This is a genomic window from Vibrio syngnathi, from assembly GCF_002119525.1.
In the GTDB taxonomy this organism is placed as follows: Bacteria; Pseudomonadota; Gammaproteobacteria; order Enterobacterales; family Vibrionaceae; genus Vibrio; species Vibrio syngnathi.
Genome location: NZ_CP017916.1, coordinates 3,271,984 through 3,298,328 on the forward strand (window position 1 = coordinate 3,271,984; position 26,345 = coordinate 3,298,328).

27 protein-coding genes are annotated in these 26,345 nt (G+C 45.2%); 3 read left to right on the forward strand and 24 right to left on the reverse strand.

All coding sequences use genetic code 11. The features are described 5' to 3' along the window. Nucleotides 1-15: 15 nt before the first annotated feature. Together ilvD and ilvA are read left to right on the forward strand one after the other, a co-directional pair. Nucleotides 16-1,857 carry a dihydroxy-acid dehydratase gene (gene ilvD / locus K08M4_RS14880; protein WP_086050351.1) on the forward strand — a complete coding sequence of 614 codons (1,842 nt, stop codon included), beginning with the start codon at nucleotides 16-18 and terminating at the stop codon, nucleotides 1,855-1,857. A gap of 2 nt (nucleotides 1,858-1,859) precedes the next feature. After that, nucleotides 1,860-3,404 carry a threonine ammonia-lyase, biosynthetic gene (gene ilvA / locus K08M4_RS14885; RefSeq protein WP_086050352.1) on the forward strand — a complete coding sequence of 515 codons (1,545 nt, stop codon included), beginning with the start codon at nucleotides 1,860-1,862 and terminating at the stop codon, nucleotides 3,402-3,404. A gap of 96 nt (nucleotides 3,405-3,500) precedes the next feature. Here the strand turns inward: ilvA and punR are convergent, their stop codons facing one another. Continuing rightward, complete coding sequence (gene punR / locus K08M4_RS14890) at nucleotides 3,501-4,415, reverse strand: DNA-binding transcriptional activator PunR (protein ID WP_076669270.1); 915 nt, start codon at nucleotides 4,413-4,415, stop codon at nucleotides 3,501-3,503. Between the two features lie 163 nt (nucleotides 4,416-4,578). Here punR and punC point away from each other — a divergent pair, with 163 nt between their 5' ends. Then, nucleotides 4,579-5,790 carry a purine nucleoside transporter PunC gene (gene punC, locus K08M4_RS14895; protein ID WP_086050353.1) on the forward strand — a complete coding sequence of 404 codons (1,212 nt, stop codon included), beginning with the start codon at nucleotides 4,579-4,581 and terminating at the stop codon, nucleotides 5,788-5,790. A gap of 150 nt (nucleotides 5,791-5,940) precedes the next feature. On the opposite strand, the gene glmU is transcribed toward punC, so the two are convergent. The 23 genes from glmU to K08M4_RS15015 form a co-directional block, all read right to left on the reverse strand. Continuing rightward, nucleotides 5,941-7,302, reverse strand: a complete 1,362-nt coding sequence (glmU, locus tag K08M4_RS14900; protein WP_086050354.1) for a bifunctional UDP-N-acetylglucosamine diphosphorylase/glucosamine-1-phosphate N-acetyltransferase GlmU — start codon at nucleotides 7,300-7,302, stop codon at nucleotides 5,941-5,943. A gap of 184 nt (nucleotides 7,303-7,486) precedes the next feature. Next, nucleotides 7,487-7,909: a F0F1 ATP synthase subunit epsilon gene (locus K08M4_RS14905; RefSeq protein WP_004735742.1), complete on the reverse strand. Its 423-nt coding sequence runs from the start codon at nucleotides 7,907-7,909 to the stop codon at nucleotides 7,487-7,489. Between the two features lie 18 nt (nucleotides 7,910-7,927). Continuing rightward, the gene (gene atpD, locus K08M4_RS14910) at nucleotides 7,928-9,331 is read right to left on the reverse strand and encodes a F0F1 ATP synthase subunit beta (protein ID WP_009848119.1); all 1,404 of its coding nucleotides are present in this window, start codon (nucleotides 9,329-9,331) and stop codon (nucleotides 7,928-7,930) included. A gap of 34 nt (nucleotides 9,332-9,365) precedes the next feature. Beyond that, entirely contained in the window at nucleotides 9,366-10,232 is an 867-nt protein-coding gene (gene atpG / locus K08M4_RS14915) for a F0F1 ATP synthase subunit gamma (protein ID WP_009848120.1), read from the reverse strand. Between the two features lie 48 nt (nucleotides 10,233-10,280). Next, complete coding sequence (atpA, locus tag K08M4_RS14920; protein ID WP_086050355.1) at nucleotides 10,281-11,822, reverse strand: F0F1 ATP synthase subunit alpha; 1,542 nt, start codon at nucleotides 11,820-11,822, stop codon at nucleotides 10,281-10,283. Nucleotides 11,823-11,835: 13 nt separating this feature from the next. Then, on the reverse strand, nucleotides 11,836-12,369 hold the full coding sequence (atpH, locus tag K08M4_RS14925) for a F0F1 ATP synthase subunit delta (RefSeq protein ID WP_086050356.1): 534 nt from the start codon (nucleotides 12,367-12,369) through the stop codon (nucleotides 11,836-11,838). 15 nt (nucleotides 12,370-12,384) lie between these two features. Continuing rightward, nucleotides 12,385-12,855, reverse strand: a complete 471-nt coding sequence (gene atpF, locus K08M4_RS14930; protein WP_010433231.1) for a F0F1 ATP synthase subunit B — start codon at nucleotides 12,853-12,855, stop codon at nucleotides 12,385-12,387. 59 nt (nucleotides 12,856-12,914) lie between these two features. Continuing rightward, a complete protein-coding gene (atpE, locus tag K08M4_RS14935; RefSeq protein WP_004411110.1) occupies nucleotides 12,915-13,172 on the reverse strand; it encodes a F0F1 ATP synthase subunit C in 258 nt (85 codons plus the stop codon). Nucleotides 13,173-13,221: 49 nt separating this feature from the next. Continuing rightward, complete coding sequence (gene atpB, locus K08M4_RS14940) at nucleotides 13,222-14,019, reverse strand: F0F1 ATP synthase subunit A (protein WP_050711646.1); 798 nt, start codon at nucleotides 14,017-14,019, stop codon at nucleotides 13,222-13,224. 8 nt (nucleotides 14,020-14,027) lie between these two features. Continuing rightward, nucleotides 14,028-14,417, reverse strand: coding sequence for a F0F1 ATP synthase subunit I (locus K08M4_RS14945; RefSeq protein WP_008221392.1), 390 nt, complete (start codon nucleotides 14,415-14,417; stop codon nucleotides 14,028-14,030). Nucleotides 14,418-14,609: 192 nt separating this feature from the next. After that, entirely contained in the window at nucleotides 14,610-15,491 is an 882-nt protein-coding gene (locus K08M4_RS14950; protein WP_086050357.1) for a ParB/RepB/Spo0J family partition protein, read from the reverse strand. Between the two features lie 17 nt (nucleotides 15,492-15,508). After that, a complete protein-coding gene (locus K08M4_RS14955; RefSeq protein ID WP_086050358.1) occupies nucleotides 15,509-16,288 on the reverse strand; it encodes a ParA family protein in 780 nt (259 codons plus the stop codon). Between the two features lie 14 nt (nucleotides 16,289-16,302). Next, the gene (gene rsmG / locus K08M4_RS14960; protein WP_086050359.1) at nucleotides 16,303-16,935 is read right to left on the reverse strand and encodes a 16S rRNA (guanine(527)-N(7))-methyltransferase RsmG; all 633 of its coding nucleotides are present in this window, start codon (nucleotides 16,933-16,935) and stop codon (nucleotides 16,303-16,305) included. Then, on the reverse strand, nucleotides 16,935-18,830 hold the full coding sequence (mnmG, locus tag K08M4_RS14965; protein ID WP_086050360.1) for a tRNA uridine-5-carboxymethylaminomethyl(34) synthesis enzyme MnmG: 1,896 nt from the start codon (nucleotides 18,828-18,830) through the stop codon (nucleotides 16,935-16,937). The genes rsmG and mnmG overlap by 1 nt, the downstream gene beginning before the upstream one ends. A 482-nt stretch (nucleotides 18,831-19,312) precedes the next feature. Continuing rightward, nucleotides 19,313-19,747, reverse strand: coding sequence for an FMN-binding protein MioC (mioC, locus tag K08M4_RS14975; RefSeq protein ID WP_086050362.1), 435 nt, complete (start codon nucleotides 19,745-19,747; stop codon nucleotides 19,313-19,315). Nucleotides 19,748-19,797: 50 nt separating this feature from the next. Beyond that, nucleotides 19,798-21,159 carry a tRNA uridine-5-carboxymethylaminomethyl(34) synthesis GTPase MnmE gene (gene mnmE / locus K08M4_RS14980; RefSeq protein ID WP_086050452.1) on the reverse strand — a complete coding sequence of 454 codons (1,362 nt, stop codon included), beginning with the start codon at nucleotides 21,157-21,159 and terminating at the stop codon, nucleotides 19,798-19,800. Nucleotides 21,160-21,289: 130 nt separating this feature from the next. Next, nucleotides 21,290-22,909: a membrane protein insertase YidC gene (gene yidC, locus K08M4_RS14985; protein ID WP_086050363.1), complete on the reverse strand. Its 1,620-nt coding sequence runs from the start codon at nucleotides 22,907-22,909 to the stop codon at nucleotides 21,290-21,292. A 2-nt stretch (nucleotides 22,910-22,911) separates the two neighbouring features. Then, nucleotides 22,912-23,169, reverse strand: a complete 258-nt coding sequence (gene yidD, locus K08M4_RS14990) for a membrane protein insertion efficiency factor YidD (protein WP_086050364.1) — start codon at nucleotides 23,167-23,169, stop codon at nucleotides 22,912-22,914. Beyond that, complete coding sequence (gene rnpA, locus K08M4_RS14995; RefSeq protein ID WP_029223763.1) at nucleotides 23,136-23,459, reverse strand: ribonuclease P protein component; 324 nt, start codon at nucleotides 23,457-23,459, stop codon at nucleotides 23,136-23,138. The genes yidD and rnpA overlap by 34 nt, the downstream gene beginning before the upstream one ends. A 45-nt stretch (nucleotides 23,460-23,504) precedes the next feature. Beyond that, the gene (gene rpmH / locus K08M4_RS15000; protein WP_004735800.1) at nucleotides 23,505-23,639 is read right to left on the reverse strand and encodes a 50S ribosomal protein L34; all 135 of its coding nucleotides are present in this window, start codon (nucleotides 23,637-23,639) and stop codon (nucleotides 23,505-23,507) included. 206 nt (nucleotides 23,640-23,845) lie between these two features. Further along, on the reverse strand, nucleotides 23,846-24,583 hold the full coding sequence (locus K08M4_RS15005; protein WP_086050365.1) for an amino acid ABC transporter ATP-binding protein: 738 nt from the start codon (nucleotides 24,581-24,583) through the stop codon (nucleotides 23,846-23,848). After that, nucleotides 24,580-25,251 carry an amino acid ABC transporter permease gene (locus K08M4_RS15010; protein ID WP_086050366.1) on the reverse strand — a complete coding sequence of 224 codons (672 nt, stop codon included), beginning with the start codon at nucleotides 25,249-25,251 and terminating at the stop codon, nucleotides 24,580-24,582. Before K08M4_RS15010 ends, K08M4_RS15005 begins: the two co-directional genes overlap by 4 nt. Before the next feature lie 134 nt (nucleotides 25,252-25,385). Next, the gene (locus K08M4_RS15015; RefSeq protein ID WP_086050367.1) at nucleotides 25,386-26,135 is read right to left on the reverse strand and encodes an amino acid ABC transporter substrate-binding protein; all 750 of its coding nucleotides are present in this window, start codon (nucleotides 26,133-26,135) and stop codon (nucleotides 25,386-25,388) included. Nucleotides 26,136-26,345: the final 210 nt, after the last annotated feature.

Here is a 26,345-nt window from a genome sequence, read left to right on the forward strand (position 1 = left end):
ATAAGGATTTAAGCAATGCCAATCTATCGTTCAGCAACGACTACCCACGGACGCAACATGGCTGGTGCGCGCGCTTTATGGCGTGCAACTGGCGTTAAAGATGATGACTTCGGTAAGCCAATCATCGCGGTTGTAAACTCTTTCACTCAATTCGTACCAGGCCACGTTCACCTTAAAGATATGGGTCAACTGGTTGCGGGTGAAATCGAGAAAGCAGGCGGTATCGCTAAAGAATTCAACACCATCGCTGTCGATGATGGTATCGCAATGGGTCACGGCGGCATGCTGTACTCACTGCCATCACGTGAGCTTATCGCAGATTCAGTAGAATACATGGTCAATGCACACTGTGCGGATGCGATGGTGTGTATCTCTAACTGTGACAAAATCACTCCGGGAATGATGATGGCAGCAATGCGCCTTAACATCCCTGTGATCTTTGTATCAGGCGGCCCAATGGAAGCGGGTAAAACCAAGCTTTCAGATCAGATCATCAAGCTCGACCTTGTTGATGCAATGATCCAAGGTGCCGATCCAACGATTTCAGATGAGCAAAGTGAGCAAGTAGAACGTTCTGCATGTCCAACCTGTGGTTCATGTTCAGGTATGTTCACAGCTAACTCAATGAACTGTCTAACAGAAGCACTTGGCCTATCTCAGCCTGGTAACGGTTCTATGCTAGCGACGCACGCAGACCGTGAAGAACTGTTCATCAATGCCGGTAAGCGCATCGTTGACCTAACCAAGCGTTACTACGAGCAAGACGACGAGTCAGCACTGCCACGCAACATCGCAAACCGCGCAGCCTTTGATAATGCAATGGCGCTTGATATCGCAATGGGTGGTTCTAGTAACACCGTTCTTCACCTTTTAGCAGCAGCTCAAGAAGGCGACATCGATTTCGATATGGATGATATCGATGCGATGTCTCGCCGTGTTCCACACCTATGTAAAGTGGCACCTTCAACACCGAAATACCACATGGAAGATGTTCACCGTGCTGGTGGTGTGATGGCTATCCTAGGTGAGCTTGATCGTGCAGGTCTACTGAACAACCAAACTCGCACTGTACTTGGCCTAAGCATGCAAGAGCAGCTCGCTCAATACGACATCATGCAGACAGAAGACGAAGCCGTGCTTAAGTTCTTCCGTGCAGGTCCTGCAGGCATCCGTACCACTAAAGCCTTCTCACAAGATTGCCGTTGGGATCGTCTTGATGACGATCGCAAAGAAGGTTGTATTCGTACCAAAGAAAACGCATTCAGCCAAGAAGGCGGCCTAGCGGTACTTTCAGGTAACATCGCGGTTGATGGTTGTATCGTTAAGACTGCGGGTGTTGATGAAGAAAACCTTAAATTCCAAGGTCCAGCAATCGTATTTGAAAGCCAAGATACAGCGGTAGAAGGTATCTTAGCGGGTAAAGTTAAAGCAGGCGAAGTGGTTGTTATTCGTTACGAAGGTCCTAAAGGCGGTCCGGGCATGCAAGAAATGCTTTACCCAACCACTTACCTAAAATCTATGGGTCTAGGTAAATCTTGTGCTCTTCTAACTGACGGACGTTTTTCTGGTGGTACATCAGGTCTGTCTATCGGTCACGCTTCTCCAGAAGCAGCAAGTGGCGGTGTGATTGGTCTCGTGAACACTGGCGATATAATCACTATCGATATCCCTAACCGTTCAATCACGCTTGATGTGGCTGAAGATGAACTAGCAGCTCGTCGAGAAAAACAAGATGCATTAGGCTGGAAACCAGAAAACCGTCAACGTGAAGTGTCGTTCGCACTGAAAGCTTACGCAAGCATGGCAACCAGTGCCGACAAAGGCGCTGTGCGTGATAAGTCTAAGCTTGAGGGCTAACTATGAGTGATGACACCTCCAGTCCCCAGAAACAAACTGGCGCAGATTATCTGCGTCAGATCCTGAGAGCGCCGGTTTACGAAGCGGCGATTGTGACACCTCTACAGGATATGCCACGTTTAAGTGCTCGAATTGGTAATCTGGTTCAGCTAAAACGCGAAGATCGCCAACCTGTGCACTCGTTCAAGTTGCGTGGTGCCTACAACATGGTATCAAGCCTCAATGAGCAACAGAAAGCCGCTGGTGTGATTGCGGCATCGGCGGGTAACCACGCTCAAGGCATGGCGCTGTCGGGTTCTAAATTGGGTATTCAGACCACGATCGTGATGCCAAAAACCACACCGGACATCAAAGTTGATGCAGTACGTGGCTTTGGTGGCAATGTGGTTCTGCACGGCAGCAACTTTGATGAAGCGAAAGCGGAAGCGGAACGCCTTTCGGCTGAACATGGCTACACCTTTGTGCCTCCATTCGATCACCCATTGGTGATTGCTGGGCAAGGCACTATGGGTATGGAGATGCTTCAGCAAAACGGCCACATGGATTATATCTTTGTGCCTGTTGGTGGCGGTGGCTTAGCGGCTGGTGTTGCTGTATTAATCAAACAACTGATGCCAGAAATTAAAGTGATTGCGGTAGAACCAGAAGATTCGGCTTGCTTGAAAGCGGCACTCGACGCTGGTGAACCTGTGGTACTGGATCAGGTCAGCATGTTTGCTGATGGTGTTGCGGTTAAGCGTATTGGTGAAGAGACATTCCGCCTTTGCCAGCAGTACATTGATGGTCATATTACCGTCTCTAGCGATGAAATCTGCTCTGCGGTAAAGGACATCTTTGAAGATACTCGCGCAATTGCCGAGCCTTCAGGAGCGCTAGCTCTGGCTGGCTTGAAGAAGTTTGCTGAACAAAACAAACTGCAAGATAAGCAATTGGCAACGGTCCTTTCTGGTGCGAACACCAACTTCCACGGTCTGCGTTATGTCTCTGAACGTTGTGAATTGGGTGAGAAGCGAGAAGGTCTACTTGCGGTGACGATTCCAGAGCGACAAGGTGCGTTCCTAGAGTTCTGTAACATTATTGGTGGTCGAGCAGTGACTGAGTTTAACTACCGCCACAACGACGAAGGTCTGGCGAATATCTTCGTTGGTGTGCGTCTGCAAGGTGGTCAAGAAGAACTCGAACACATCATCAATGACCTACGTGAGGGCGGCTACCCGGTTGTCGATCTCTCTGATGATGAGATGGCAAAACTGCACATTCGTTACATGATTGGCGGAAAACCATCGAAACCACTGAAAGAGCGCCTTTACAGCTTTGAGTTTCCAGAGTATCCAGGTGCATTGATTAAATTCCTTGATACCTTAGGTACCCACTGGAATATCAGCCTGTTCAACTATCGTAATCATGGTGCAGATTACGGTCGTGTACTGTGTGGCTTCGAACTCGGTGATGATGATTTGGCTCAGTTCTCTACACACTTAGAAGAACTTGGCTACCAATGCAAAGATGAAACCGATAACCCTTCCTACAAGTTCTTCTTGTCTTAAGAGTTAACGGCCGAATCAAAAAGAGCGAGTATTTACTCGCTCTTTTTATTGGTGAAGAAGTAAATTCACCCCCAAAGGATCCTCACACAAAGATCACTAAAGTGCTTTGCGATGATCCAACCAATCTTGGTGAAGCTGTTCACTCGATCCTAAATACTTAACCATCCACTCGATCAACTTATGGTTGTCATCTTTACGCCACACTAAGCAGCAATGACTCTGCGGGCTTGGCTCGGGTAATATTTTTTCCACCAGCAAACCTTGCTCAATAATAGGTGCGGCAATATGCCTTGGCATGTAACCCACTCCAACACCATTTTTAAGGCACTCTATTGCGCTGTACCAGTTAGGCAATAGAAGACGTCTCTGACTCGCATAGTGCCCAGTGTGACGCTTTGGCAGCACGCTAGAGGTATCATCCAAACAGATCGCTGGATATTGACTGACAAAGGCTTCATTGAGGTTTTGCTCTCGCACACAAGGATGACTGGGTGACATAACAAATGCCCAATCTAACCGCCCCATATCTTTTACTTCAAAGTCACCGCCTACCGGAATCGCCGAAGTAGCACCAATCACAATATCCGCCCTGCCTTGTGCAATGGCTTCCCAAGAACCGTTAAACACTTCCATGTTGATCTGCAACTCAGCAAACTCAAACGTTTGGTAGAACTCTTCAATCATTGGCTTCATCTTGTCGAGCTTCACCACGTTATCAAGGGTTAGACGCAGGGTTTTCTTCCAACCACGGGCAGCGCGACGAGTTTGCGCACTGAGTTCTTCCATTTGTCTCAGCAGTTGGCGAGCCTCTTCAATAAACAGCTCCCCAGCAGGCGTTAGCTCTACTTTTCTTGGTAAGCGCCTGAAAAGTAAAACATCAAGCTCTTGCTCTACCTGTCTAACCCCATAGCTGATTGCCGATGGTACTTTGTGCAATTGTTCTGCAGCCGCAGTAAAGCTGCCCAAGCGAGCAACGGTATCAAGCATTTCTAACGAGGATTTAGAGAACATAAGCCTTCAAATTTTTTGATTGATAACTACATATTTTAGCGTTTTATTTTATCAGCTCTGAAAAATAGAATGTCAGCATAAATAAACAGGGACTTTCATTCCTGATTATCTAACAATTTTTTTGATGATAAAAACATCACTACCTTTAGCTTAATGGCATCTTATGAATATTTCTAAATTTCAATTGGTCTACCTTGCAGTTCTTTCCATGCTTGGCTTTATTGCGACCGATATGTACCTTCCTGCATTTAAGGCAATGGAAGTCGATTTTGCAACCGGCCCAGAGCAGATCGCCTTGTCTCTCACCGTATTCCTTGGTGGTATGGCAATGGGTCAGCTTCTTTGGGGTCTGGCGAGTGACAAGTATGGTCACCGTAATACGCTAGCGGTTGGTCTTGTTATCTTTACTGCAGCTTCATTCGGCTTAGCATTCAGTACCGAGGTATGGCACCTACTAACGCTGCGCTTCATTCAAGCGATCGGTGTGTGTGCGCCTGCGGTAATTTGGCAAGCAATGGTTATTAAGCGTTACTCTCAAAGCAGCAGCCAGCAAATTTTTGCGACTATCATGCCTCTAGTTGCGCTATCTCCAGCATTAGCACCTCAACTGGGTGTGTTGCTAGCAGACAGCTTTGGTTGGCACAGTATCTTTATCACATTGACGCTAATGGGCGCATTGTTGATCGCAACGACAATGGCTCAACCAAAAGAAGCACCGGAAGTAAAACAAACATCGATCAAAACTGACATTAAAACTCTACTTAAGTCTAAGCCATACATGGGCAATGTGTTGATGTTTGCATCGGCGTCAGCAGCGTTCTTCGCTTACTTAACGGGTATGCCAGAGATCATGGCTCAACTAGGTTATGAAGCAAAAGACATTGGCCTGAGCTTCATTCCACAGACAATCGCCTTTATGGCTGGTGGTTACTTCGGTAAGCAAGCGGTGAAGAAGTATGGCGATGGTGTGGTACTAAGAAATCTTATTGGTTTATTTAGTGTTGCCGCATTATTGATTTTCATTGCATCACAATGGGAACTGACTTCAATCTGGCCTCTACTAGCACCTTTCTGTCTAATTGCCGTAGCGAATGGCGCACTTTACCCAATCGTAGTAAACCGTGCTCTATCAAGTGCGAAACAGAGCCCTGCGACAGCGGCTGGCTTACAAAACAGCCTGCAAATAAGTATTAGTGGCCTAGCAAGTGCATTAGTTGCAGCAATGGCAAGCCAAGCACTAAGCGCAACAGGTATCGCGGTAATGATTTGTTTAGGTGCATTGTGGGTTGGCTATATTGTTTCGAACAAAGAACTGTCTGACCACTTTGTTGCACCAGATAACTCTCGCGTAGTAACAGAAGACACCCAAGACTAGCTTCTAGCTTCTAGCTTCTAGCTTCTAGCTTCTAGCTTAAGAAAACAAAAAAGAGCGAGATTACTCGCTCTTTTTTATTTCTATACACCTAAGAAAAAACCAGTAGCGGTGCTACTGGCTTTCATTGAAATCATCTTATTTATTGCGAGACTATTTTTTCTTAGTCGGACGCTGCCAGTTGGCAATTTTACGCTCTTTGGCTCGACTGATAACTAACTCATTTTCAGCAACATCACGAGTCACCGTTGAGCCTGCACCGACAGTTGCGCCATTACCAATAGTAACAGGTGCAATGAGTTGGCTATCTGATCCAACAAATACGTCATCACCAATGATGGTTTTAAACTTGTTTGCACCATCGTAGTTACAAGTAATTGCACCCGCACCCACGTTTACGCGTTGACCAATTTCAGCATCGCCTAAGTACGTTAGGTGATTCGCTTTAGAGCCTTCACCAAGGCAAGTATTCTTCACTTCAACAAAGTTACCAACATGCGAGTTATTACGCATGTCAGCACCAGGACGTAGACGAGTGAAAGGGCCAATCGTACAGTCTTCACCGACCGTTGCACCTTCGATTACGCTGTATGGACGAACGATGGTGTTGTCATCGATCTCACAATCTTTCAATACACAACCGGTGCCGATAACCACGTTGTCGCCAATGCTTACGCTGCCTTCGATGATAACGTTAGTATCAATCTCAACATCCATGCCGCATTGCAGTTCACCACGTAGATCAAAGCGGCTTGGGTCGCGCAGCATTACGCCTTGCTTTAATAGTTTGTCAGCTTGCTCAGCTTGGTAAGCGCGCTCTAGACGAGCCAGTTGAGAGCGATCGTTAACGCCTTCAACTTCAATTGGGTTTACAGGATGAACCGCTTCAACCGCACGGCCTTCATCGTGAGCCGCTGCGATAACGTCAGTCAGGTAGTATTCACCTTGTGCGTTGTCATTGCTTAGACCTGATAACCAACGCTTAAGATCGCCACCAGTAGCCACCATAACGCCGGTATTAATCTCTTTGATAAGCTTCTGCTCATCAGTTGCATCTTTCTGTTCAACGATTGCCACAACAGGACCATTGCGACGAATGATACGACCGTAACCCATAGGGTTATCTAGAACGACAGTAAGCAGTGCTATACCACCGTTTGGTTGAGCGTCTAATAGATTTTCAATGGTTTCTGGCGAGATAAGCGGAACATCACCGTATAACACAAGTACTTTTTCATCATCAGCGAAATGTGCAGAAGCCTGATCGACCGCGTGGCCAGTACCTAACTGTTCAGCTTGCAGTGCCCAGTTAACCGTCTCGCTCGCTAGCGTAGACTTCATCTGATCACCACCATGGCCGTAGACCAAGTGAATGTTTTGAGCGCCTAAGCCGTTACAGGTGTCAATAACATGCTTCACCATTGGCTTACCCGCAAGCGTGTGCAGAACCTTTGGTGTGTTTGAATACATGCGAGTGCCTTTGCCCGCCGCGAGAATCACTGCGCTAAACTTCATTGTAAACCTATCCAACAATATTTTTATTAAGTCGATATTGTAACCGTTTTTTGCAAAAAATTAAATCGCAATGGCCACTTAGCCTGCAATGATAAATAATATGAGTCTTTCTGAGCACCCAAAAATGCAAAAAGGCGACCCTTATTAGGTCGCCTTTATCTCAGAGTCTATAATCTTAAAAAGACTAACGACGCTGTTTTGTCAGTTCGATAACTCGTAACTGAGCAATGGCTTTAGCCAGTTCACCGGCCGCTTGTGCGAAGTCTATATCGCCATGCTGATTTTGGATATTCTCCACAGCCTTGCGTTTAGCTTCTTCCGCCTTTGCTGCGTCTAGTTCTTCACCACGGATAGCTGTATCAGCCAGTACAGTCGCTGTACCAGGCTGAACTTCTACCATGCCACCAGAAACATAAATAATTTCTTCGTGACCGTGCTGCTTAACAATACGCACCATACCAGGCTTGATAGCGGTCAGCAGTGGAGTGTGACCATGGAAAATACCAAGCTCACCCTCACTACCGGTCACCTGAAACGTCTCAACAAGACCAGAGAAAATTTGTTTCTCGGCACTTACAACGTCTAGGTGAAAGGTTATTGCTGCCATATCGCCTCCTAGTTAGCCTTATAGCTTCTTAGCATTCTCGATAGCTTCGTCAATTGCACCACAGTACATGAACGCTTGCTCTGGAATGTCATCGTATTCACCAGATAGAAGACCTTGGAAGCCACGTAGAGTCTCTTTAAGAGGTACGTAAACGCCTGGGTCACCTGTAAATACTTCCGCTACGTGGTAAGGCTGAGTTAGGAACTTCTCAATCTTACGAGCACGAGATACGACTTGCTTATCTTCTTCAGATAGCTCATCCATACCTAGGATAGCAATGATATCTTTCAGCTCTTTATAGCGCTGAAGAGTAGACTGAACGCCACGAGCGATGTCGTAGTGTTCTTGTCCAACTACCAATGGATCCAGTTGACGTGAAGTAGAATCTAGCGGGTCGATCGCTGGGTATAGACCCATAGATGCGATGTTACGGTTAAGTACTACCGTAGCATCTAAGTGAGCGAACGTTGTTGCTGGAGACGGGTCAGTCAAGTCATCCGCAGGTACATATACCGCCTGTACAGACGTGATAGAACCAGCTTTAGTTGACGTGATACGCTCTTGTAGAACACCCATTTCTTCAGCTAGTGTAGGTTGGTAACCTACCGCAGAAGGCATACGACCTAGAAGTGCTGATACTTCAGTACCTGCTAGTGTGTAACGGTAGATGTTATCAACGAACAGTAGAACGTCACGACCTTCGTCACGGAAGCGTTCTGCCATTGTTAGACCAGTCAGTGCAACACGTAGACGGTTACCTGGTGGCTCGTTCATCTGACCGTAAACCATCGCTACTTTTGATTCTTCAGGTTTTTCGATGTTTACAACACCTGCTTCCTGCATTTCAAAGTAGAAATCATTACCTTCACGAGTACGCTCACCTACACCTGCAAATACAGATAGGCCTGAGTGTTGAAGTGCGATGTTGTTGATAAGTTCCATCATGTTAACGGTCTTACCTACACCAGCACCACCGAATAGACCGATTTTACCACCCTTAGCGAATGGACAAATCAAGTCGATTACTTTAACACCAGTTTCTAGAAGAGCTGTCTCGTTAGACTGCTCTTCGTAGCTTGGAGCTTCACGGTGAATGGCGTAATGCTCTTCAGCACCAATCTCGCCACACTCATCAATCGCGTCACCTAGGACATTCATGATACGACCCAATGTCTTAGTACCTACTGGTACTGAGATTGGAGCGCCAGTATTTTCAACTGTCAAACCACGACGTAAACCATCAGAGCTACCCATTACGATTGCGCGAACTACGCCACCGCCAAGTTGTTGCTGAACTTCAAGAACTAGACGCTCTTTCACTTCATTAACATTCAGAGCATCGTATACACGAGGTACTTCGCCCTGTGGGAACTCTACGTCGACTACCGCACCGATGATCTGTACGATCTTACCTGTAGCCATCGTTAATCCTCTAACTATTTAGTTTTACCTAAGCTTAAACCGCAGCTGCGCCTGAAACGATCTCAGAAAGTTCTTGTGTAATCGCCGATTGACGGGCTTTGTTATACACAAGTTCTAAGTCATCAATAATGTCACCAGCATTATCTGTTGCTGATTTCATTGCAATCATTCGAGCCGCTTGCTCACAAGCAAGATTCTCAACCACACCTTGGTACACTTGAGATTCGACATAGCGAACCAGTAGTGCATCTAGTAGTGGTTTTGGCTCGGGCTCATAAATGTAATCCCAAGAATGACTGCGTTTCATTTCTTCGCTGTCTGATTTAGGCAAAGGAAGTAATTGATCGATCGTTGGTTCTTGAACCATAGTGTTTTCAAACTTGTTGAACACTACGAACAGGCGATCTAGTTCGCCTTCATCATATTTCTTCAGCATAACGCTTACAGAGCCAATCAAGTCTTCAAGGCTTGGACGATCGCCCAGACCAGAAACTTGAGCTGCTACTTTCGCGCCGCTGTTATTGAAAAATGCTGTTGCTTTAGAGCCTACAATTGCAAGCTCTACATCAGCACCTTTCTCAGACCAATCTTTCATGTCATTCATGGCTTTTTTGAACAAGTTAATGTTCAAACCACCACAAAGACCACGGTCTGTAGAAACGATGATGTAACCAACACGTTTGGCTTCTCGTTCCTCAAGATAAGGATGCTTATACTCGAGGCTACCATTAGCCAAATGACCGATCACTTTACGCATTGTTTCTGCATATGGACGAGTAGCTTCCATTGCGTCTTGAGAACGACGCATTTTTGAAGCTGCTACCATTTCCATTGCTTTCGTAATCTTCTGTGTGCTTTTAACACTACCGATTTTATTACGTATCTCTTTTGCGCCGGCCATCGTTACTCTCCGTTAATGGTATGAGGTGGCCCTAAGACCACCTACCAATTACCAGGTCTGGGTTGCCTTGAAATCGTCAACAAGCTTCTTCAGCTCAGCTTCGATTTCTTTGTTGAAAGCACCCGTTGCGTCGATCTGTGTTGCTAGATCAGCGTATTGACCACGAGCAAACGACAGTAAAGCAGCTTCAAAATCTAGAACTTTAGAAAGTTCTACGTCTTGAAGGTATCCACGCTCTGCAGCGAAGATTACTAGAGCTTGGTCAAATACAGACATAGGAGCGTATTGCTTCTGCTTCATCAGTTCTGTAACTTTTTGACCGTGGTCTAGCTGCTTCTTAGTCGCTTCATCAAGATCCGAAGAGAACTGAGCAAATGCTGCAAGTTCACGGTATTGAGCTAGAGCAGTACGGATACCGCCAGATAGCTTCTTGATGATTTTAGTCTGCGCCGAACCACCTACACGAGAAACTGAGATACCTGGGTCAACAGCTGGACGTACGCCCGCGTTGAATAGCTCAGTTTGTAGGAAGATCTGACCATCAGTAATCGAGATTACGTTCGTTGGTACGAATGCAGATACGTCACCAGCTTGCGTTTCGATGATAGGTAGAGCAGTTAAAGAACCAGTCTTGCCTGTCACTTCGCCGTTAGTGAATTTTTCTACGTATGCTTCGCTTACACGAGCTGCACGCTCTAGTAGACGAGAGTGAAGGTAGAAAACATCACCTGGGAACGCTTCACGACCTGGTGGACGCTTAAGTAGTAGTGAAATTTGACGGTAAGCTACCGCTTGCTTAGATAGATCATCATAAACAATCAGTGCGTCTTCGCCGCGGTCACGGAAGTATTCACCCATCGCACAACCAGCATACGGTGCAAGGTATTGCAGCGCTGCAGATTCAGAAGCCGATGCAACAACAACAACAGTGTTAGCCAGTGCGCCGTGCTCTTCTAATTTGCGAACTACGTTAGCAATGGTCGACGCTTTTTGGCCGATAGCTACGTAGATAGAGAAAATACCAGAGTCTTTCTGGTTAATAATCGCATCGATCGCCATTGCTGTTTTACCAGTCTGACGGTCACCGATTATTAGTTCACGTTGACCACGACCGATAGGGATCATTGAGTCAACTGACTTGTAACCAGTTTGAACAGGTTGATCTACCGATTTACGCTCGATTACACCTGGTGCGATAATTTCTACAGGCGAAGTAAGTTTCGCTTCGATTGGACCTTTACCATCAATTGGCTCGCCTAGCGTGTTTACAACACGACCAAGCATTTCAGGACCTACTGGTACTTCAAGAATACGACCAGTACCTGTAACTTTCATGCCTTCCTGTAGGTCAGCATACGGGCCCATTACAACAGCACCAACCGAATCACGGTTCAAGTTTAGTGCTAGCGCGTAACGGCCACCCGGTAGTTCGATCATTTCACCTTGCATCACGTCCGCTAGGCCGTGGATGCTAAGGATGCCATCGCTTACAGAAACGATAGTACCTTCATTGCGAGCTTCACTAACAACGTCGAAAGATTCAATACGTTGTTTAATTAGATCGCTAATTTCAGTGGAATTAAGTTGCATGCTCCAATCCCCATTAAGACTGCAATGCATCGCTCAGGCGGTCTAAACGACTGCGCGCTGAGTTATCGATGACTAGGTCTCCGGCTCGAATAATAACTCCACTAAGTAGAGTCTCATCTATACTGCAATTCAGCTGAACTTTGCGCGCTAGGCGCAGTTCCAATTTGCTGATGATGTTTGTGCGCTGTTCTTCAGAAAGTTCAACAGCTGAAGTAACTTCAACGTCGATCTTTTTCTCATGCTCTTGTTTAAGCAATAAGAACTGTTTACAAACATCAGGAAAGGCCATTAAACGACCATTCTCTGCCATCACTTTAATTAAGTTTTGGCCGAATTCATCAAATTGTTCGCCACAAATTACAATGAATATTTCAGCTAATTTTTCAGCAGTCATTGAACTGCTTAATAAATTGTGAACATCATCATTTTGTGCCACTTCGGCAGCAAAAGTAAGCATTTGACCCCATTGGTCTAGCTCACCTTTATCTACCGCAAAGTCAAACGCTGCTTTAGCATAGGGGCGTGCGATTGTAGTCAAATCAGACATATACAGCCCCTTGCTTTAAAGTTTTGCAGTAATGTTGTTAAGAAGATCATCGTGTACATCTTTATCGATTGTACGTTCAAGGATTTTCTCAGCACCAGCTATAGCCAGAGTTGCGACTTGTTTGCGCAGGTCATCACGGGCACGTGTACGCTCTGCTTCAATTTCTGCTTCAGCTTGCGCTAAGATCTTCTGGCGTTCTGCCTGAGCCTCTTCGCGTGCTTCATCAATAATTTGAGCTTTACGTTTGTTTGCCTGATCAATAACCTCAGTTGCAGTGCGCTTTGCTTCTTTCATTTGCTCAGAAGCGTTGGCTTGTGCCAGGTTCAAGTCTTTAGCAGCGCGTTCAGCGGCTACTAGACCGTCAGCAATTTTCTTCTGACGTTCTTCAATTGCTTGCATGATTGGTGGCCATACATATTTCATGCAGAACCAAACAAACAGTGAAAAAGCAATTGCTTGACCTAGCAGAGTTGCGTTCATATTCACAACAGCTACCCCTCGTTAAGAATCAACTACAAAAATTTAATTAACTATTTAGAAGTTAATTAGCCTGCTAGTTGACCAACAAATGGGTTAGCAAACGTGAATAGTAGTGCGATTACGATACCGATCATTGGAACAGCATCCAATAGACCAGCGATGATGAACATCTTAACTTGTAGCATTGGAGCCATTTCAGGTTGACGCGCAGCGCCTTCTAGGAATTTACCACCAAGAATAGCAAAACCAATTGCAGTACCTACGGCACAAAGACCAACAATGATAGCAACAGCGATTGCTGAAAAACTTAGTACAGTTTCCATTTACGTTCTCCGATTAACATTAATAGTTAGAATAAAGCTTAAAAATTTTTTAGTGATCACTATCTTCATGAGCCATTGATAAGTAAACGATTGTCAACATCATGAAAACAAACGCTTGAATCAAAATAACCAAGATATGGAAGATAGCCCAAGGTAGTGCACCTACCCATTGTAAATACCACGGTAGCATTGCCGCGATAAGAATAAACACCACCTCACCCGCAAACATATTACCAAATAAACGCATACCTAGAGATAGTGGCTTCGCGAGTAACGAAATTACCTCAAGTACCAAGTTAAATGGAATCATGATTGGGTGATTAAATGGATGCAGTGCCAATTCTTTAGCAAATCCGCCCAGACCTTTCACTTTGATGCTGTAGTAGATCATCAGAGCAAAAACACCTAAAGCCATTGCCATTGTTATATTAACATCAGCTGTAGGAACCACTTTCAAGTAAGGGATACCTAGCCAATGCTCTGCAGGATACGGTAAGAAATCGATAGGCACTAAGTCCATCAAGTTCATAATGATAATCCAGCAGAATATAGTCAGTGCTAGTGGGGCAATCAGAGGGTTGCGGCCATGGAAAGTTTCTTTAACGTTGTCGCCAACGAATTCCACTACCATTTCAACAAAACACTGAAGCTTACCAGGTACACCTACTGTTGCTTTCTTAGCGACTGAGCGAAAAACCCAAAGGAATAACACCCCTGTCAGCACAGAAAAAAACAGACTGTCTATATGTACGTTCCAGAAACTTGTCTCCTCTACAAGACCAAACTTAGCTAAAGAAAGGTTTTGTAAATGGTGTTCAATGTATCCGGATGCTGTTGGCGCAGCCATAACTCATCCTATTTTTTATTGTTAATGAAAAGCACTGGCGCAAAGATATTAATACCTAGAACCAGTAAATAGGTCAGTTTGAGGGGAATTAATTCCACCTGCATATACATGTAGACGATAGAGAATAGTAGAACTGTGATTAAGATTTTTAGCGCTTCACCAGCATAGAACGACGCCGCAACTAACTTAGTTGCGCGAGCTCCACAAAATAGGAAAGCACACACACAAAAAACCACATTCGCGATGACAAAAATACCGCCACCGATTAATGCAGCAAAACCCCAATCAGGATTAACAGCTAAACCTAACCCTATCGCCACTAATATAACCGCGCTAAGCTCGATCAATAACATTTGCTTTGCAAGCACTCGTCCTGGTCTTGCTAACGCCGCTACCATGTATTCGTTCCTCTTTTAAGCCTACTTTGATACTCGCTTAAAAGCGTGCTGAGAAATTGGCGAAAATTATACGTTCAGCCAAATTGATTGCAATAAGAATGCAGCAATCATTTACATTTTTGTTTACAAACCGACAACTTTTGTACAAGGTCACTTGTTCATTACATAATTGACCTAAATCAATTATCTCACTTAGTACTCTAATTTAGCAATAAGTTGATCTAATTTGTGAGGCTCATCAAGAGTAATTGTCACTTTTGACTTCCCACTAACAGAACGAGTAACTGAAACGTTTGCTTGCAATTTTTCCGTGAGTCTTCGTGAAAGTTCGATAGCTTCAGTGTCTTCAAGCTTCGATTCTGATTCAACGTCTGGCTTTAAGCACTTTTTAACAAGTTGCTCAGTTTGACGCACGGTCATTTTTTTGGTTGCCGCAGTGTTTGCTGCCTCAACCTGGGTATCGCCTTCAAGCGCAAGCAATGCTCTAGCATGCCCCATTTCCAGATGTTTATTGGAAACTAAACCTTTTACTTCATTTTCGAGCTGATTTAGACGTAATAAGTTACTAACTGTTGCTCTCGACTTACCGATCACTTCAGCGACTTGTTGATGTGTCAGCTCAAATTCGTTCTGTAAGCGCTCTAACGCTTGTGCTTCTTCGATAGCATTCAAGTCTTCACGCTGAATATTCTCGATCAATGCCATCGCAATCGCGGCTTTGTCTTCAACTCTTTTGATCAGACATGGCACTTGCCTAAGGCCAGCTTGACGAGCCGCTCTCCAACGACGTTCGCCAGCTATAATCTCAAACTGGTCTTGCGCTAGCGGGCGTACAACAATTGGCTGAATAATGCCTTGAGATTGAATTGATGCTGCCAGCTCTTCTAGCGCTTCCGGCGCAATATCCTTACGCGGTTGATATACACCTGGCTTTAAGCAACCAACAGCCAATTCGATAAGCTCACCATCAGCCGACAACGCCTGACTGTAAGAAGCAACTTGCTGTTTTTCACGAGCCAATGAGCTAGTTGCAAGCAATGCATCTAGCCCCTTTCCTAAACCACGCTTAGACATTGAGCGAATTCCTTTGGTTAGACCGATACTGGGACTTCTTCACGACGCAACATTTCGCCAGCAAGAGCAAGATATGCCTTAGCTCCAGCTGAATATTTGTCGTAGTACATTGCTGGCTTGCCATGACTCGGCGCTTCTGCCAGACGCACATTTCTAGGGATCACAGTTCGGTAAACTTTGCTACCGAAGTGCTTTTTGAGTTGATCAGATACTTCGTTCGATAAGCGGTTACGAGGATCGTACATAGTACGCAGAAGACCTTCGATCTTCAGATTCTCGTTGACCACCGCAGCGAGCTTGCTGATGGTATCCATCAACGCTGTCAAACCTTCCAGAGCAAAGTACTCACATTGCATAGGAACCAATACGGAATCAGCCGCAGCCATCGCATTAATTGTAAGAAGGTTTAGAGAAGGTGGGCAATCGATAAAGATGAAATCATAGTTATCACGAACTGATGCTAGTGCATTTTTAAGGCGAACTTCGCGTGCAAACACTTCCATCAACTTGATTTCTGCTGCTGTAACATCACCATTTGCGGCGATGAGATCATAGTTACCAGATGTACTTCGGCAAACTACCTCATCAAAAGGGGTGTCTTCAACCAGCAAATCGTAAGCAGTTGCTTCAACCTGATACTTGTCGACACCGCTCGCCATAGTGGCATTACCTTGAGGATCGAGGTCAACAACCAATATCTTGCGCTTTGTTGCCGCCATTGATGCTGCCAAGTTAATGCAAGTTGTTGTTTTTCCTACGCCACCCTTCTGGTTGGCAATTGCTACGATTTTACCCACTATGGCCTCGCTGATTATCCCTGACGCGATAAAATAACTAGATGACGCTCTCCATCAAGCTCTGGCACTTGCAAAGCTTTAATGTCTGTCACTGAACACCATTCAGGTAACAGGTCGATTTCGTCTCTAGGATGTTGTCCCTTAAGAGCCAAAAATACACCGGATTGCTCTTTAGGTAAATGGTGACACCACTCTACCATGTCTGTCATTGACGCAAATGCGCGACTGAGCACTGCATCAAACTTTTCTTCTGGTTGAAATTCTTCAACTCGACTTTGAACTGGTATCACATTGTCGATACCCAGCTCATGAATCACTTGCTTGATAAAACGAATACGCTTGCCCAGGCTGTCTAGCAAGTAAAACTCGCAGTCAGGATTCATGATTGAGAGCGGAATCCCAGGAAGACCAGGGCCTGTGCCTACATCAATAAAGCGCTTGCCTTGTAAGTGAGTGCTAACAATGATGCTATCTAAGATATGTTTCACCATCATTTCTTGCGGGTCACGAACTGACGTTAGGTTGTAAGCCTTGTTCCACTTGTTGAGTAACTCAACGTAGCCAACCAATTGGCCACGTTGCTTTTCAGACACTTCAAGTTCAGTCTGGCCAATCAGGTGATCCAATTTTTCGCGTAATGCGCTCATTATGCTTCCTCACCTTTTTTCAACAGGCCGTGTTTTTTCAAATAAACCAATAGAATTGAAATTGCTGCAGGCGTAATACCTGAAATTCGAGAAGCAATACCAATTGAATCAGGCTTAGCAGTCGTTAGTTTAAGAACCACTTCGTTAGACAATCCTTTTACCTTGCTGTAATCGATATCAGCAGGCAGTTTGGTATTTTCATGACGCAGCGATTTTTCAATTTCGTCTTGTTGACGCTGGATATAACCATCGTACTTCACTTGGATCTCAACTTGCTCAGATGCTTGTTGATCTTCCAGCGCAGGACCAAAACGATCCAATGCGGTTAGCTGTGAATAAGTCATTTCAGGGCGACGGAGAAGATCTTCACCGCTCGCTTCACGAGACATCGGTGTTTTTAGAACTTGGTTCAACTGATCAATATCTTCAGATTTTGGATTAATCCAAGTTTCTTTCAGACGTTGACGTTCTTTCTCCATGTTTTCCATCTTCTCATTGAATCGTGTCCAACGAGCATCGTCAACGAGGCCAAGTTCACGTGACTTTTCAGTCAAACGGATATCGGCGTTGTCTTCACGAAGCAGCAAACGGTATTCCGCGCGAGACGTAAACATGCGGTAAGGTTCTTTGGTACCCATGGTAGATAGGTCGTCAATAAGCACGCCCATGTAAGCTTGGTCACGACGCGGACTCCAGCCTTCTTTGCCTTGAGTAAACAAACTTGCATTCAAACCGGCCATCAAACCTTGTGCAGCCGCTTCTTCGTAGCCCGTGGTTCCGTTGATTTGACCCGCAAAGAATAGACCTTTGATGAACTTAGTTTCGTAAGTCAGCTTAAGGTCCCGAGGATCAAAGAAATCATACTCAATCGCATAGCCAGGGCGAACGATATGAGCATTTTCAAAGCCCTTCATCGAACGAACAATTTGAACCTGTACATCAAACGGTAAACTGGTAGAGATACCATTCGGGTATAGCTCATGGGTCGTGAGACCTTCAGGCTCAATGAAAATCTGGTGACTGTTCTTATCAGCAAAACGCATCACTTTGTCTTCTATCGAAGGACAGTAGCGAGGGCCAATACCTTCAATCACACCCGCGTACATTGGGCTGCGATCTAGGTTAGCGCGAATAACGTCATGCGTATTTTCATTGGTATGCGTGATATAGCATGGAATTTGACGAGGTTGTTGAGCTCGACTCCCCATGAACGAGAAAACAGGCGTAGGGTTATCACCGTGCTGAACCTCAAGCTCAGAAAAATCAACGCTACGAGCATCGATACGAGGAGGTGTACCTGTTTTCAGGCGATCAACTCGGAATGGAAGATCACGAAGACGGTCAGCCAGTGCGATCGATGGTGGATCGCCAGCACGGCCGCCTGAAGAACTTTCCATACCAATATGGATCTTCCCGCCTAGGAATGTCCCCACAGTCAAGACCACAGCGCTTGCGCGGAACTTAAGGCCCATCTGAGTTACCACACCCACCACTTGATCCTGCTCAACGATCAAGTCATCAACCGACTGTTGGAATAAAGTCAGGTTTGGCGTGTTTTCAAGAACGTTACGAACAAAGGCTTTGTAAAGTGCGCGGTCAGCTTGTGCACGAGTTGCACGAACTGCAGGGCCTTTTGATGCGTTCAATGTTCTGAACTGAATACCTGCATGATCAATAGCTTGCGCCATTAATCCACCCATAGCATCGACCTCTTTTACCAAGTGGCCCTTACCGATCCCGCCAATGGCTGGGTTACAGGACATTTGTCCTAATGTATCGATATTATGAGTAAGTAATAACGTACTTTGACCAGTACGTGCAGATGCGAGTGCGGCTTCCGTTCCTGCATGGCCACCACCAACAACGATGACGTCAAATTTTTCGTGATAAAGCATGAACCGACCTCAGGTATTCAAACGTTTTCTAGATTGATAAAAAGGAGCGATATTCTACCTGTTTTCATAGCCTGAGAAAACGTTTTTGGGATTTTTCGGAAAAGGGATTTTTAATTAATATAGATAAGATCTTTAAAGAGATCTTTTATTAGATCTATTATTAGGATCGAGGGTATCTGTGGATAAGTCAAAAATGATCAACAAGATCATGGATCTTTTTTGGATCAAATGATGTGATCTAACTTTGATCATGATGAGGATTAGCTGGGATCAAAATGGCTACTTATTCACAGGGGGAAATTGTCCTAAAACTTGTTATTTGGATAACTATAGGTTAATCACCGTATATGTATGATCTTATCCACAGAAGAAATTGAAAATAGATCGCAAATTTTAGATGTTTTTGAAAAAAAGTTATTCACAATCGCGATGTACAGAGACAAAAAAAGCGGCATAAGCCGCTTTTTGAGAGAAGAGAGGGGTTAAAACTGGTTACTATGATCGTTAAACCACTCTTCAGCGGCGTCTTCTGGCACCGGAGTTTCAAGTATATCGATGGTAAAACAGGCTGAAATAGGGTGAGCTCCGAGTTCTTCCAGTTGGCTGTGGACTGATTTACCCGCCAAACAGAAGGTATCGTAGCTCGAATCTCCAAGCGCCACGACAGCAAAGCGAACCTGGCTTAAATCTGGAGATTGCTGGGTCAATGCGTTGATAAACGGCTTAATATTATCTGGAAATTCACCAGCACCATGAGTTGAGGTAACCAGTAACCAAACGTCTTGTTGTGGAATCTCATTGTATTCAGGTTGATTATGAAGGGTTATCTCATGACCTTGCTCTTCAAGAAGATCATTAAGGTGATCGCCAACGTACTCTGCACCACCTAAGGTGCTGCCTGTAATAATGTGGATCATTAAGCTGTCCTTACTAAAGAAGAAGGCCAGCATGAGCCGGCCTTTTAAGGTTATTTACCAATACAGAATGAAGAGAAGATGCGACCTAAAAGATCGTCTGAACTGAACTCACCCGTGATCTCATTGAGGTGCTGCTGAGTAATTCGAAGCTCTTCCGCTAAAATCTCACCCGCCATGTAGCCTTCAAGCTGCTGTTGGCCGATATCCAGGTGCTCAGATGCACGTTCTAGGGCATCTAAGTGACGACGACGTGCCATAAAGCCACCTTCATGACCACCAGCAAAGCCCATACAATCCTTTAGGTGACTACGTAGAGCATCGACACCTTGACCTGTTTTGGCTGATAAGCGAATTAGGGTTGGATCGTTCACATGACAAATACCTAGGTCTTCGCTGGTTTGATCCGCCTTATTGCGAATCACCGTCATACCGATGTTATCGGGTAGACGATCAACGAAATCTGGCCAGATATCTTTCGGGTCTGTTGCTTCTGTTGTCGTGCCATCAACCATAAATAAAACTCGGTCTGCCTGAGCTATTTCTTCCCAAGCGCGTTCAATACCGATTTTTTCTACTTCATCGGAGGCGTCACGCAGGCCTGCAGTATCAATAATGTGCAGTGGCATGCCGTCAATATGGATATGTTCACGCAGTACATCACGTGTAGTACCGGCAATATCGGTCACAATGGCAGATTCTTTGCCTGACAATGCATTCAATAGGCTTGATTTCCCCGCATTTGGGCGGCCTGCAATCACGACTTTCATGCCTTCACGCATGATTGAGCCTTGATTGGCTTCTTGGCGCACTGCTTCTAGGTTATCAATGATAGCCTGTAAGTCAGTACTTACTTTACCGTCAGCCAGAAAATCAATTTCTTCTTCTGGGAAATCAATCGCCGCTTCAACGTAGATTCGTAGATGAATTAATGAATCTACCAGCGTGTTAATACGCTTAGAGAACTCACCTTGTAGTGATTGAAGCGCCGATTTTGCGGCTTCTTCTGAACTGGCATCAATTAAGTCAGCAATCGCTTCGGCTTGAGTTAAATCCATCTTGTCGTTTAAGAAGGCACGCTCTGAAAACTCACCTGGACGCGCTGCACGCACGCCTGAGATCGCGAGGATACGCTTTATAAGCATATCCATAACCACCGGGCCACCGTGGCCTTGTAGCTCTAACACGTCTTCGCCAGTAAACGAATGTGGGTTAGGGAAGTAAAGCGCGATACCTTGGTCGAGTTCGATGCCATCGTGAGATTTAAACGGCAGGTACTCCGCGTAGCGAGGCTTAAGTGTTTTTCCTGTTACTTCTAGGGCAACCTGAGTCGCCAATGGGCCGGAAACGCGGATAATACCGACGCCACCACGGCCTGGCGCGGTCGCTTGAGCAACAATCGTATCTGTAGTCATAGGTGTGCCTGCTAGCATGTGAAAGCCAAAAAGGGGCGTTCACTATTAATCAATTAGCTGAATTGTAATCAGCTAAAAACAAAAAGGCGACCTTTTGGTCGCCTTTCTTTATCTCTTTCTATTATCGAACTTACTTAGAATGTAAGCCTTTCTTTTCCAGCGCGCGGTAGATAAGCGTTTGCTGAATCAGAGTTACGATGTTCGATACTAGCCAGTAAAGAACCAGACCTGAAGGGAAGAACAGGAAGAAGAATGTGAACATAACCGGCATAAAGGTCATGATCTTCTGCTGCATTGGATCCGTTACAGTTGTCGGGCTCATCTTCTGGATTAGGAACATTGAAGCACCCATCAGAAGTGGCAAGATGTAGTATGGGTCTTGTGCTGAAAGGTCAGTAATCCAACCGAAGAACGGTGAGTGACGCAGTTCAACAGACTCCATTAGTGCCCAGTATAGTGAAATGAAGATAGGCATTTGAAGAAGGATAGGTAAACAGCCACCTAGTGGGTTTACTTTTTCTTTCTTGTAAAGCTCCATCATTTCTTGGCTCATGCGTTGACGGTCGTCGCCAATACGCTCACGCATTGCAGTCAGCTTAGGCTGAAGCATACGCATTTTCGCCATAGACGTGTACTGAGCTTTCGTTAGTGGGTACATAGCACCACGAACGATGAAAGTTAGACAGATGATTGCCAGACCCCAGTTCACAACGATGCCTTGAATGAACGAAAGCAGAGTATGAAGTGGTTTAGCAATGAACCACAACCAACCGTAGTCAACTACTAGGTCTAGGTTTGGTGCAACAGCAGCCATTTGGTCTTGAAGTTTAGGACCAACCCAAAGCGTTGCTTTGAAGCTTGCTTCGTCGCCAGTTGCGATGGTTTTGTTCGGCATGCGAACACCGATGTCGCCAAGGTTACCAATGACACGAGTGTAAAGGTTGCTGCCTGCTTCGTCGCGTGGGATCCAAGCGCTTGCAAAGTAGTGCTGAATCATCGCTGCCCAACCTTGACCGTTTGCTAGGTTAAGAGACAAGTTGCGATCTTGCATGTCGTCGAAGCTGTATTTTTTGTAACGCGTATCTTCCGTAGAGTAAGCACCACCACGGTAAGTTGGCATTGTTAGGCTACCACCGTCGTCCATAACGTTCTGACGTAGGTGAGCGTACATGCCGAATGTCGCGTTGTTACCAGAGTTGTTGACTACATCGTATTCAACATCTACTGCGTAGCTGCCACGCTTAAGGACGAATGTTTTCGTGTACTCAAGGCCGTTCGCTTGGTAAGTCATCGGGATGCGTAGTTCATCCTGACCATCAGCAAGTGTGAAGCTGTCTGCTGAAATTGTGTAGCTAGGGCGGTTTGTGCTGCTTAGGTCGATACCTTGAGGGCCCACTAGACCGCTTTGAGCGATAAATTGGTGACCAGGCTCGTTTTTAAGAAGAACAAAAGTATCTTCAGAATCGAACTCAGCAGAGTAATCGTTTAGGTTTGCTGTAACGACATCACCACCAACCGTATCAATTGACAGAGTCAGAACATCAGTTGTTACTGTGATAGTTTTAGCAGAAGCAACTTGACCAGGAGCCGGGTCTAGATCATCTGCATAAGATGGCGCTGGTAGGGTGCTGCCAGATTGTGCCTGCTCAACCGCTTGTGGAGCTGGGTTCTGAGCTACGTTCCATTGTTGGAACAGTAGGAAAGAAACCAAAGCCAATGCGATTAACAGGATATTACGTTGAGAATCCATCGTTATTTATCTCTGTCTTGTTTTTGGACTGGTGGAACGGGGTCAAAGCCCCCTTCGTTCAAAGGATGGCATTTTAATAGACGTTTGCCTGATAACCAACACCCTTTTACAAAACCGTGAGCTTTCAACGCTTCTATCGCATATAAAGAGCAGGTTGGAGTAAATCGGCAGCGTGGGCCGATGAGTGGACTAATAAACCATCTATATAAATAGATGGGTATTAGCGCTATCCACGCGAAGGGCGAGACAGGCGAAGCCATAATTTGTCGAGTAGCTTGAACATTTCTTCATTGCTTAAATCTTGCGCGCTCTTCTTAGCGATTACAACATAATCTTTGTTAGGAAGTTTGTGTTGAGTGTTACGAAAGCTTTCACGAGTAAGACGCTTGAATCGGTTACGACCAACGGCGGTTTTAATCTGCTTTTTCGGAACAGCTAATCCAAGGCGAGGATTTGAAAGAGAGTTATTTCGGGCAATGATGGTGAAATGAGGGGAGCCTGCTCGATGAGCTTGCTTGAAGACATTCTGATAATGTTCGGGAGTTAACAAGCGTAACTCCCGACCGAAGGCTAGCTTATTCAAAATAATCAAAGATTACTTAGAAAGACGCTTACGGCCTTTTGCACGACGTGCATTGATTGTTGCGCGACCGTTCTTAGTAGCCATGCGAGCACGGAAACCGTGTGTACGCTTACGCTTTAGAACTGTAGGTTGAAAAGTGCGTTTCATTGTAATTACCTTACTGATCAGTAGTTTTAGGTTTTTGTTAAACCCGGCGTGGGCATTTTTTCTCTTCTTTATATAAGAAAGGAAAACCGACGCCTCTCAACAAAGAGGCGGAATTGTAATCACTGTCACAAAAAGTGTCAATGATTGGGTTAACTAAAATTCCGGTCGGGGGATTATACGTAGAATAACTAAAATCACAAGGATCCTTATTCGATCCCGACCTTATTTAAGAATTTCTTTAATTTAGGATCCTGTGGATTACCAAAAATATCCTGTGGAGATCCCTGTTCGACAATGTGACCATCAGCCATGAAGATCACTCGGTCTGCGACCTCTCTAGCGAACTGCATTTCATGGGTAACCACCAGCATGGTTTGATGCTGATTTGCCAGTTTTTTCATTAAGTTAAGCACTTCGCCAACCCACTCAGGATCGAGCGCTGAAGTCGGCTCATCAAACAATAAAAGCTCTGGTTGTAGAGCCATTGCACGGCCAATACCAACCCGTTGCTGCTGGCCACCAGAGAGCGCGGCAGGGTAGCTATCAGCTTTCTCTCCTAGGCCAATGTCGTCGAGTATTTGTTGTGCTTTTTCATGGGCTTGCTTCTTTTTCCAACCTCGAACTGTAATCAAACCTTCAGCTATATTCTGTCTCGCGGTTTGGTGAGCAAATAGTGCATAGTTTTGGAATACAAAACCAGTCTTACGACGCAGTGCAAGCACCTCTGCTTTGGTGTGTTTCTGAGCATCAACCCTGATATCATCAATCGAAATCGTACCTTGATCAGCTTGCTCTAGAAAATTCACACAACGCAGCAGGGTAGATTTACCCGTACCACTTGAACCTATGATGACAATTATCTCACCTTGCTTGATTTCGAGGTCGATTCCTTTCAATACTTCGGTGTCACCAAACTGCTTGTGGATATTTTGTAATTTGATCATCGTACATACGCCTTATTCAGTTTCACTTCGGCCCAAATTTGAATACGAGTGAGGATAACCACCACGCCCCAGTAAATCAGCGCTACCGCTAAGAAAGCCTCGAAGAAGCGGAAACTTGAAGAAGCTTCCATTTGAGCTTTGGCCATGATTTCGGCTACACCTAGGGTGAAGGCAAGCGAAGTCGACTTAATCATATCAATGAAATAGTTCATTAAAGAAGGCAGTGCCACGCGGGTTGCTTGCGGCAAGATCACTCGGCGCATCGCTTGGCTGGTTGTCATACCGACCGAAAGGCTGGCTTCCATTTGGCTGCGATCAATACCGATAATCGCGGCACGAATACTTTCAGCCATATAAGCGGCAAAGTGCAGGGTTAAACCAATCACGGCCGCGCCAAACGCATCGAGTCCAACCATCCACGGAAATACCTGCGGTAGGCCGTAGTATAGAAGGAACAGTTGTACCAACAGTGGTGTGCCTCGGAAGAAGCTAATGTACAGCTGGCTCAGTTGGTCGAGTACTGGGATTTTGAATACACGAATATTCGCCAGTATCAGAGACAGGATCAGAGCAAAGAACAAGCCCCAAGTCGCCATCTCCATCGTGGTGCCTAAATACTTCAGTAGTATCGGCAACAGCTCTAGCATGTAATTAAAGTCAAATCCCATAATCTATCTCGTATTTATATTGGAAGTGTTGTTCTATTTGGAAATACTGTTCTATCAGGCTTTTAATCAGTGCACAAAAGCAAAAAGCCCACCGCTGTGTAAAGCAGTGGGCCTTGAATGGAGAAAGTGAGTAATTACTTCTGAGTAATGTCCGCACCGAACCATTTTTGAGAGATGCTCTCTAGCGTACCATCTGCGCGCATTGCTGCTAATGCTTGGTTTACTTCTGCTTGCAGTTTTTTACCGTTGTCGTTGTTCACGAAAGGCCAAGCGTTTTCAATGGTTTCGAATGGCTGACCTGCTAGCTGTAATGGTAGCCCTGTCTTCTTGATAAGCTCTAGTGCTGATAGGCGATCCATTACGAATGCATCTGCACGACCAAGAGCGACATCATGCTCAATACCTGTATCGTAGGTTTTTACATTGATTTTGCCATCTTTGTCGTAGCTGCGAAGCAGTTGTTCAAAGTTTGAACCTAGGTTTACCGCAACCGTCTTGCCATCAAGGTCTTCGATACCTTTAATGCTGTCATTACCTTTACGAACGGTAATTTGTGCACCGTCTACTACGTATGGGTCGGCGAATAGGTATTTCGCTTTACGTGCATCTGTCATTGTAATTTGGTTTGAAATGGTATCGATACGACCCGTTTCCAGAAGACCAAACAGACCAGAGAAGTTTGCCGTTACGTATTCAACTTTGTAATCGTTACGCTTACCGATCTCATCCCATAAATCCACTTCAAAACCTTGTAGTTGGTCTTGTTTAACGAACGTGAACGGGAAGTAGCGACCAGACATGCCGACTTTAACTTCAGTCGCAGCTTGAACAGTAGCAGCAGAGAGTGCGATAGCCGCAATTGCAGCCTTAATCCAGTTATTCATTTGGTAACTCCTTATATTTATAGGGTTGGATGTTACTGGGAAAATGCTCAATAGAATAAATAACCAGATGTTATTAACCATAACCAGATTGTATTCTCGATTTGGGGATAACTAGCAATGATCCGGGCATAAGTGGATCATTGTGTGAGTAAATTAGGGGCAAGATGTGTGGATCCACCGATTATTTACAAATTTATTGTGAATAACTTG

Excerpts from the sequence above, each read along its gene's own strand:
- atpE (WP_004411110.1), bottom strand. The coding sequence starts at position 13,172 with ATGGAAACTGTACTAAGTTTTTCAGCAATCGCTGTTGCTATCATTGTT.
- ilvD (WP_086050351.1), top strand. The coding sequence starts at position 16 with ATGCCAATCTATCGTTCAGCAACGACTACCCACGGACGCAACATGGCT.
- punR (WP_076669270.1), bottom strand. The coding sequence starts at position 4,415 with ATGTTCTCTAAATCCTCGTTAGAAATGCTTGATACCGTTGCTCGCTTG.
- K08M4_RS15010 (WP_086050366.1), bottom strand. The coding sequence starts at position 25,251 with ATGGGATTTGACTTTAATTACATGCTAGAGCTGTTGCCGATACTACTG.
- mnmG (WP_086050360.1), bottom strand. The coding sequence starts at position 18,830 with ATGCTTTATCACGAAAAATTTGACGTCATCGTTGTTGGTGGTGGCCAT.
- rpmH (WP_004735800.1), bottom strand. The coding sequence starts at position 23,639 with ATGAAACGCACTTTTCAACCTACAGTTCTAAAGCGTAAGCGTACACAC.
- atpD (WP_009848119.1), bottom strand. The coding sequence starts at position 9,331 with ATGGCTACAGGTAAGATCGTACAGATCATCGGTGCGGTAGTCGACGTA.
- yidD (WP_086050364.1), bottom strand. The coding sequence starts at position 23,169 with ATGGCTTCGCCTGTCTCGCCCTTCGCGTGGATAGCGCTAATACCCATC.
- atpA (WP_086050355.1), bottom strand. The coding sequence starts at position 11,822 with ATGCAACTTAATTCCACTGAAATTAGCGATCTAATTAAACAACGTATT.
- K08M4_RS15005 (WP_086050365.1), bottom strand. The coding sequence starts at position 24,583 with ATGATCAAATTACAAAATATCCACAAGCAGTTTGGTGACACCGAAGTA.
- atpH (WP_086050356.1), bottom strand. The coding sequence starts at position 12,369 with ATGTCTGATTTGACTACAATCGCACGCCCCTATGCTAAAGCAGCGTTT.
- rsmG (WP_086050359.1), bottom strand. The coding sequence starts at position 16,935 with ATGAGCGCATTACGCGAAAAATTGGATCACCTGATTGGCCAGACTGAA.
- ilvA (WP_086050352.1), top strand. The coding sequence starts at position 1,860 with ATGAGTGATGACACCTCCAGTCCCCAGAAACAAACTGGCGCAGATTAT.
- mnmE (WP_086050452.1), bottom strand. The coding sequence starts at position 21,159 with ATGACTACAGATACGATTGTTGCTCAAGCGACCGCGCCAGGCCGTGGT.
- punC (WP_086050353.1), top strand. The coding sequence starts at position 4,579 with ATGAATATTTCTAAATTTCAATTGGTCTACCTTGCAGTTCTTTCCATG.
- mioC (WP_086050362.1), bottom strand. The coding sequence starts at position 19,747 with ATGATCCACATTATTACAGGCAGCACCTTAGGTGGTGCAGAGTACGTT.
- K08M4_RS14950 (WP_086050357.1), bottom strand. The coding sequence starts at position 15,491 with ATGTCTAAGCGTGGTTTAGGAAAGGGGCTAGATGCATTGCTTGCAACT.
- K08M4_RS14905 (WP_004735742.1), bottom strand. The coding sequence starts at position 7,909 with ATGGCAGCAATAACCTTTCACCTAGACGTTGTAAGTGCCGAGAAACAA.
- K08M4_RS15015 (WP_086050367.1), bottom strand. The coding sequence starts at position 26,135 with ATGAATAACTGGATTAAGGCTGCAATTGCGGCTATCGCACTCTCTGCT.
- atpB (WP_050711646.1), bottom strand. The coding sequence starts at position 14,019 with ATGGCTGCGCCAACAGCATCCGGATACATTGAACACCATTTACAAAAC.
- yidC (WP_086050363.1), bottom strand. The coding sequence starts at position 22,909 with ATGGATTCTCAACGTAATATCCTGTTAATCGCATTGGCTTTGGTTTCT.
- glmU (WP_086050354.1), bottom strand. The coding sequence starts at position 7,302 with ATGAAGTTTAGCGCAGTGATTCTCGCGGCGGGCAAAGGCACTCGCATG.
- K08M4_RS14945 (WP_008221392.1), bottom strand. The coding sequence starts at position 14,417 with ATGGTAGCGGCGTTAGCAAGACCAGGACGAGTGCTTGCAAAGCAAATG.
- atpG (WP_009848120.1), bottom strand. The coding sequence starts at position 10,232 with ATGGCCGGCGCAAAAGAGATACGTAATAAAATCGGTAGTGTTAAAAGC.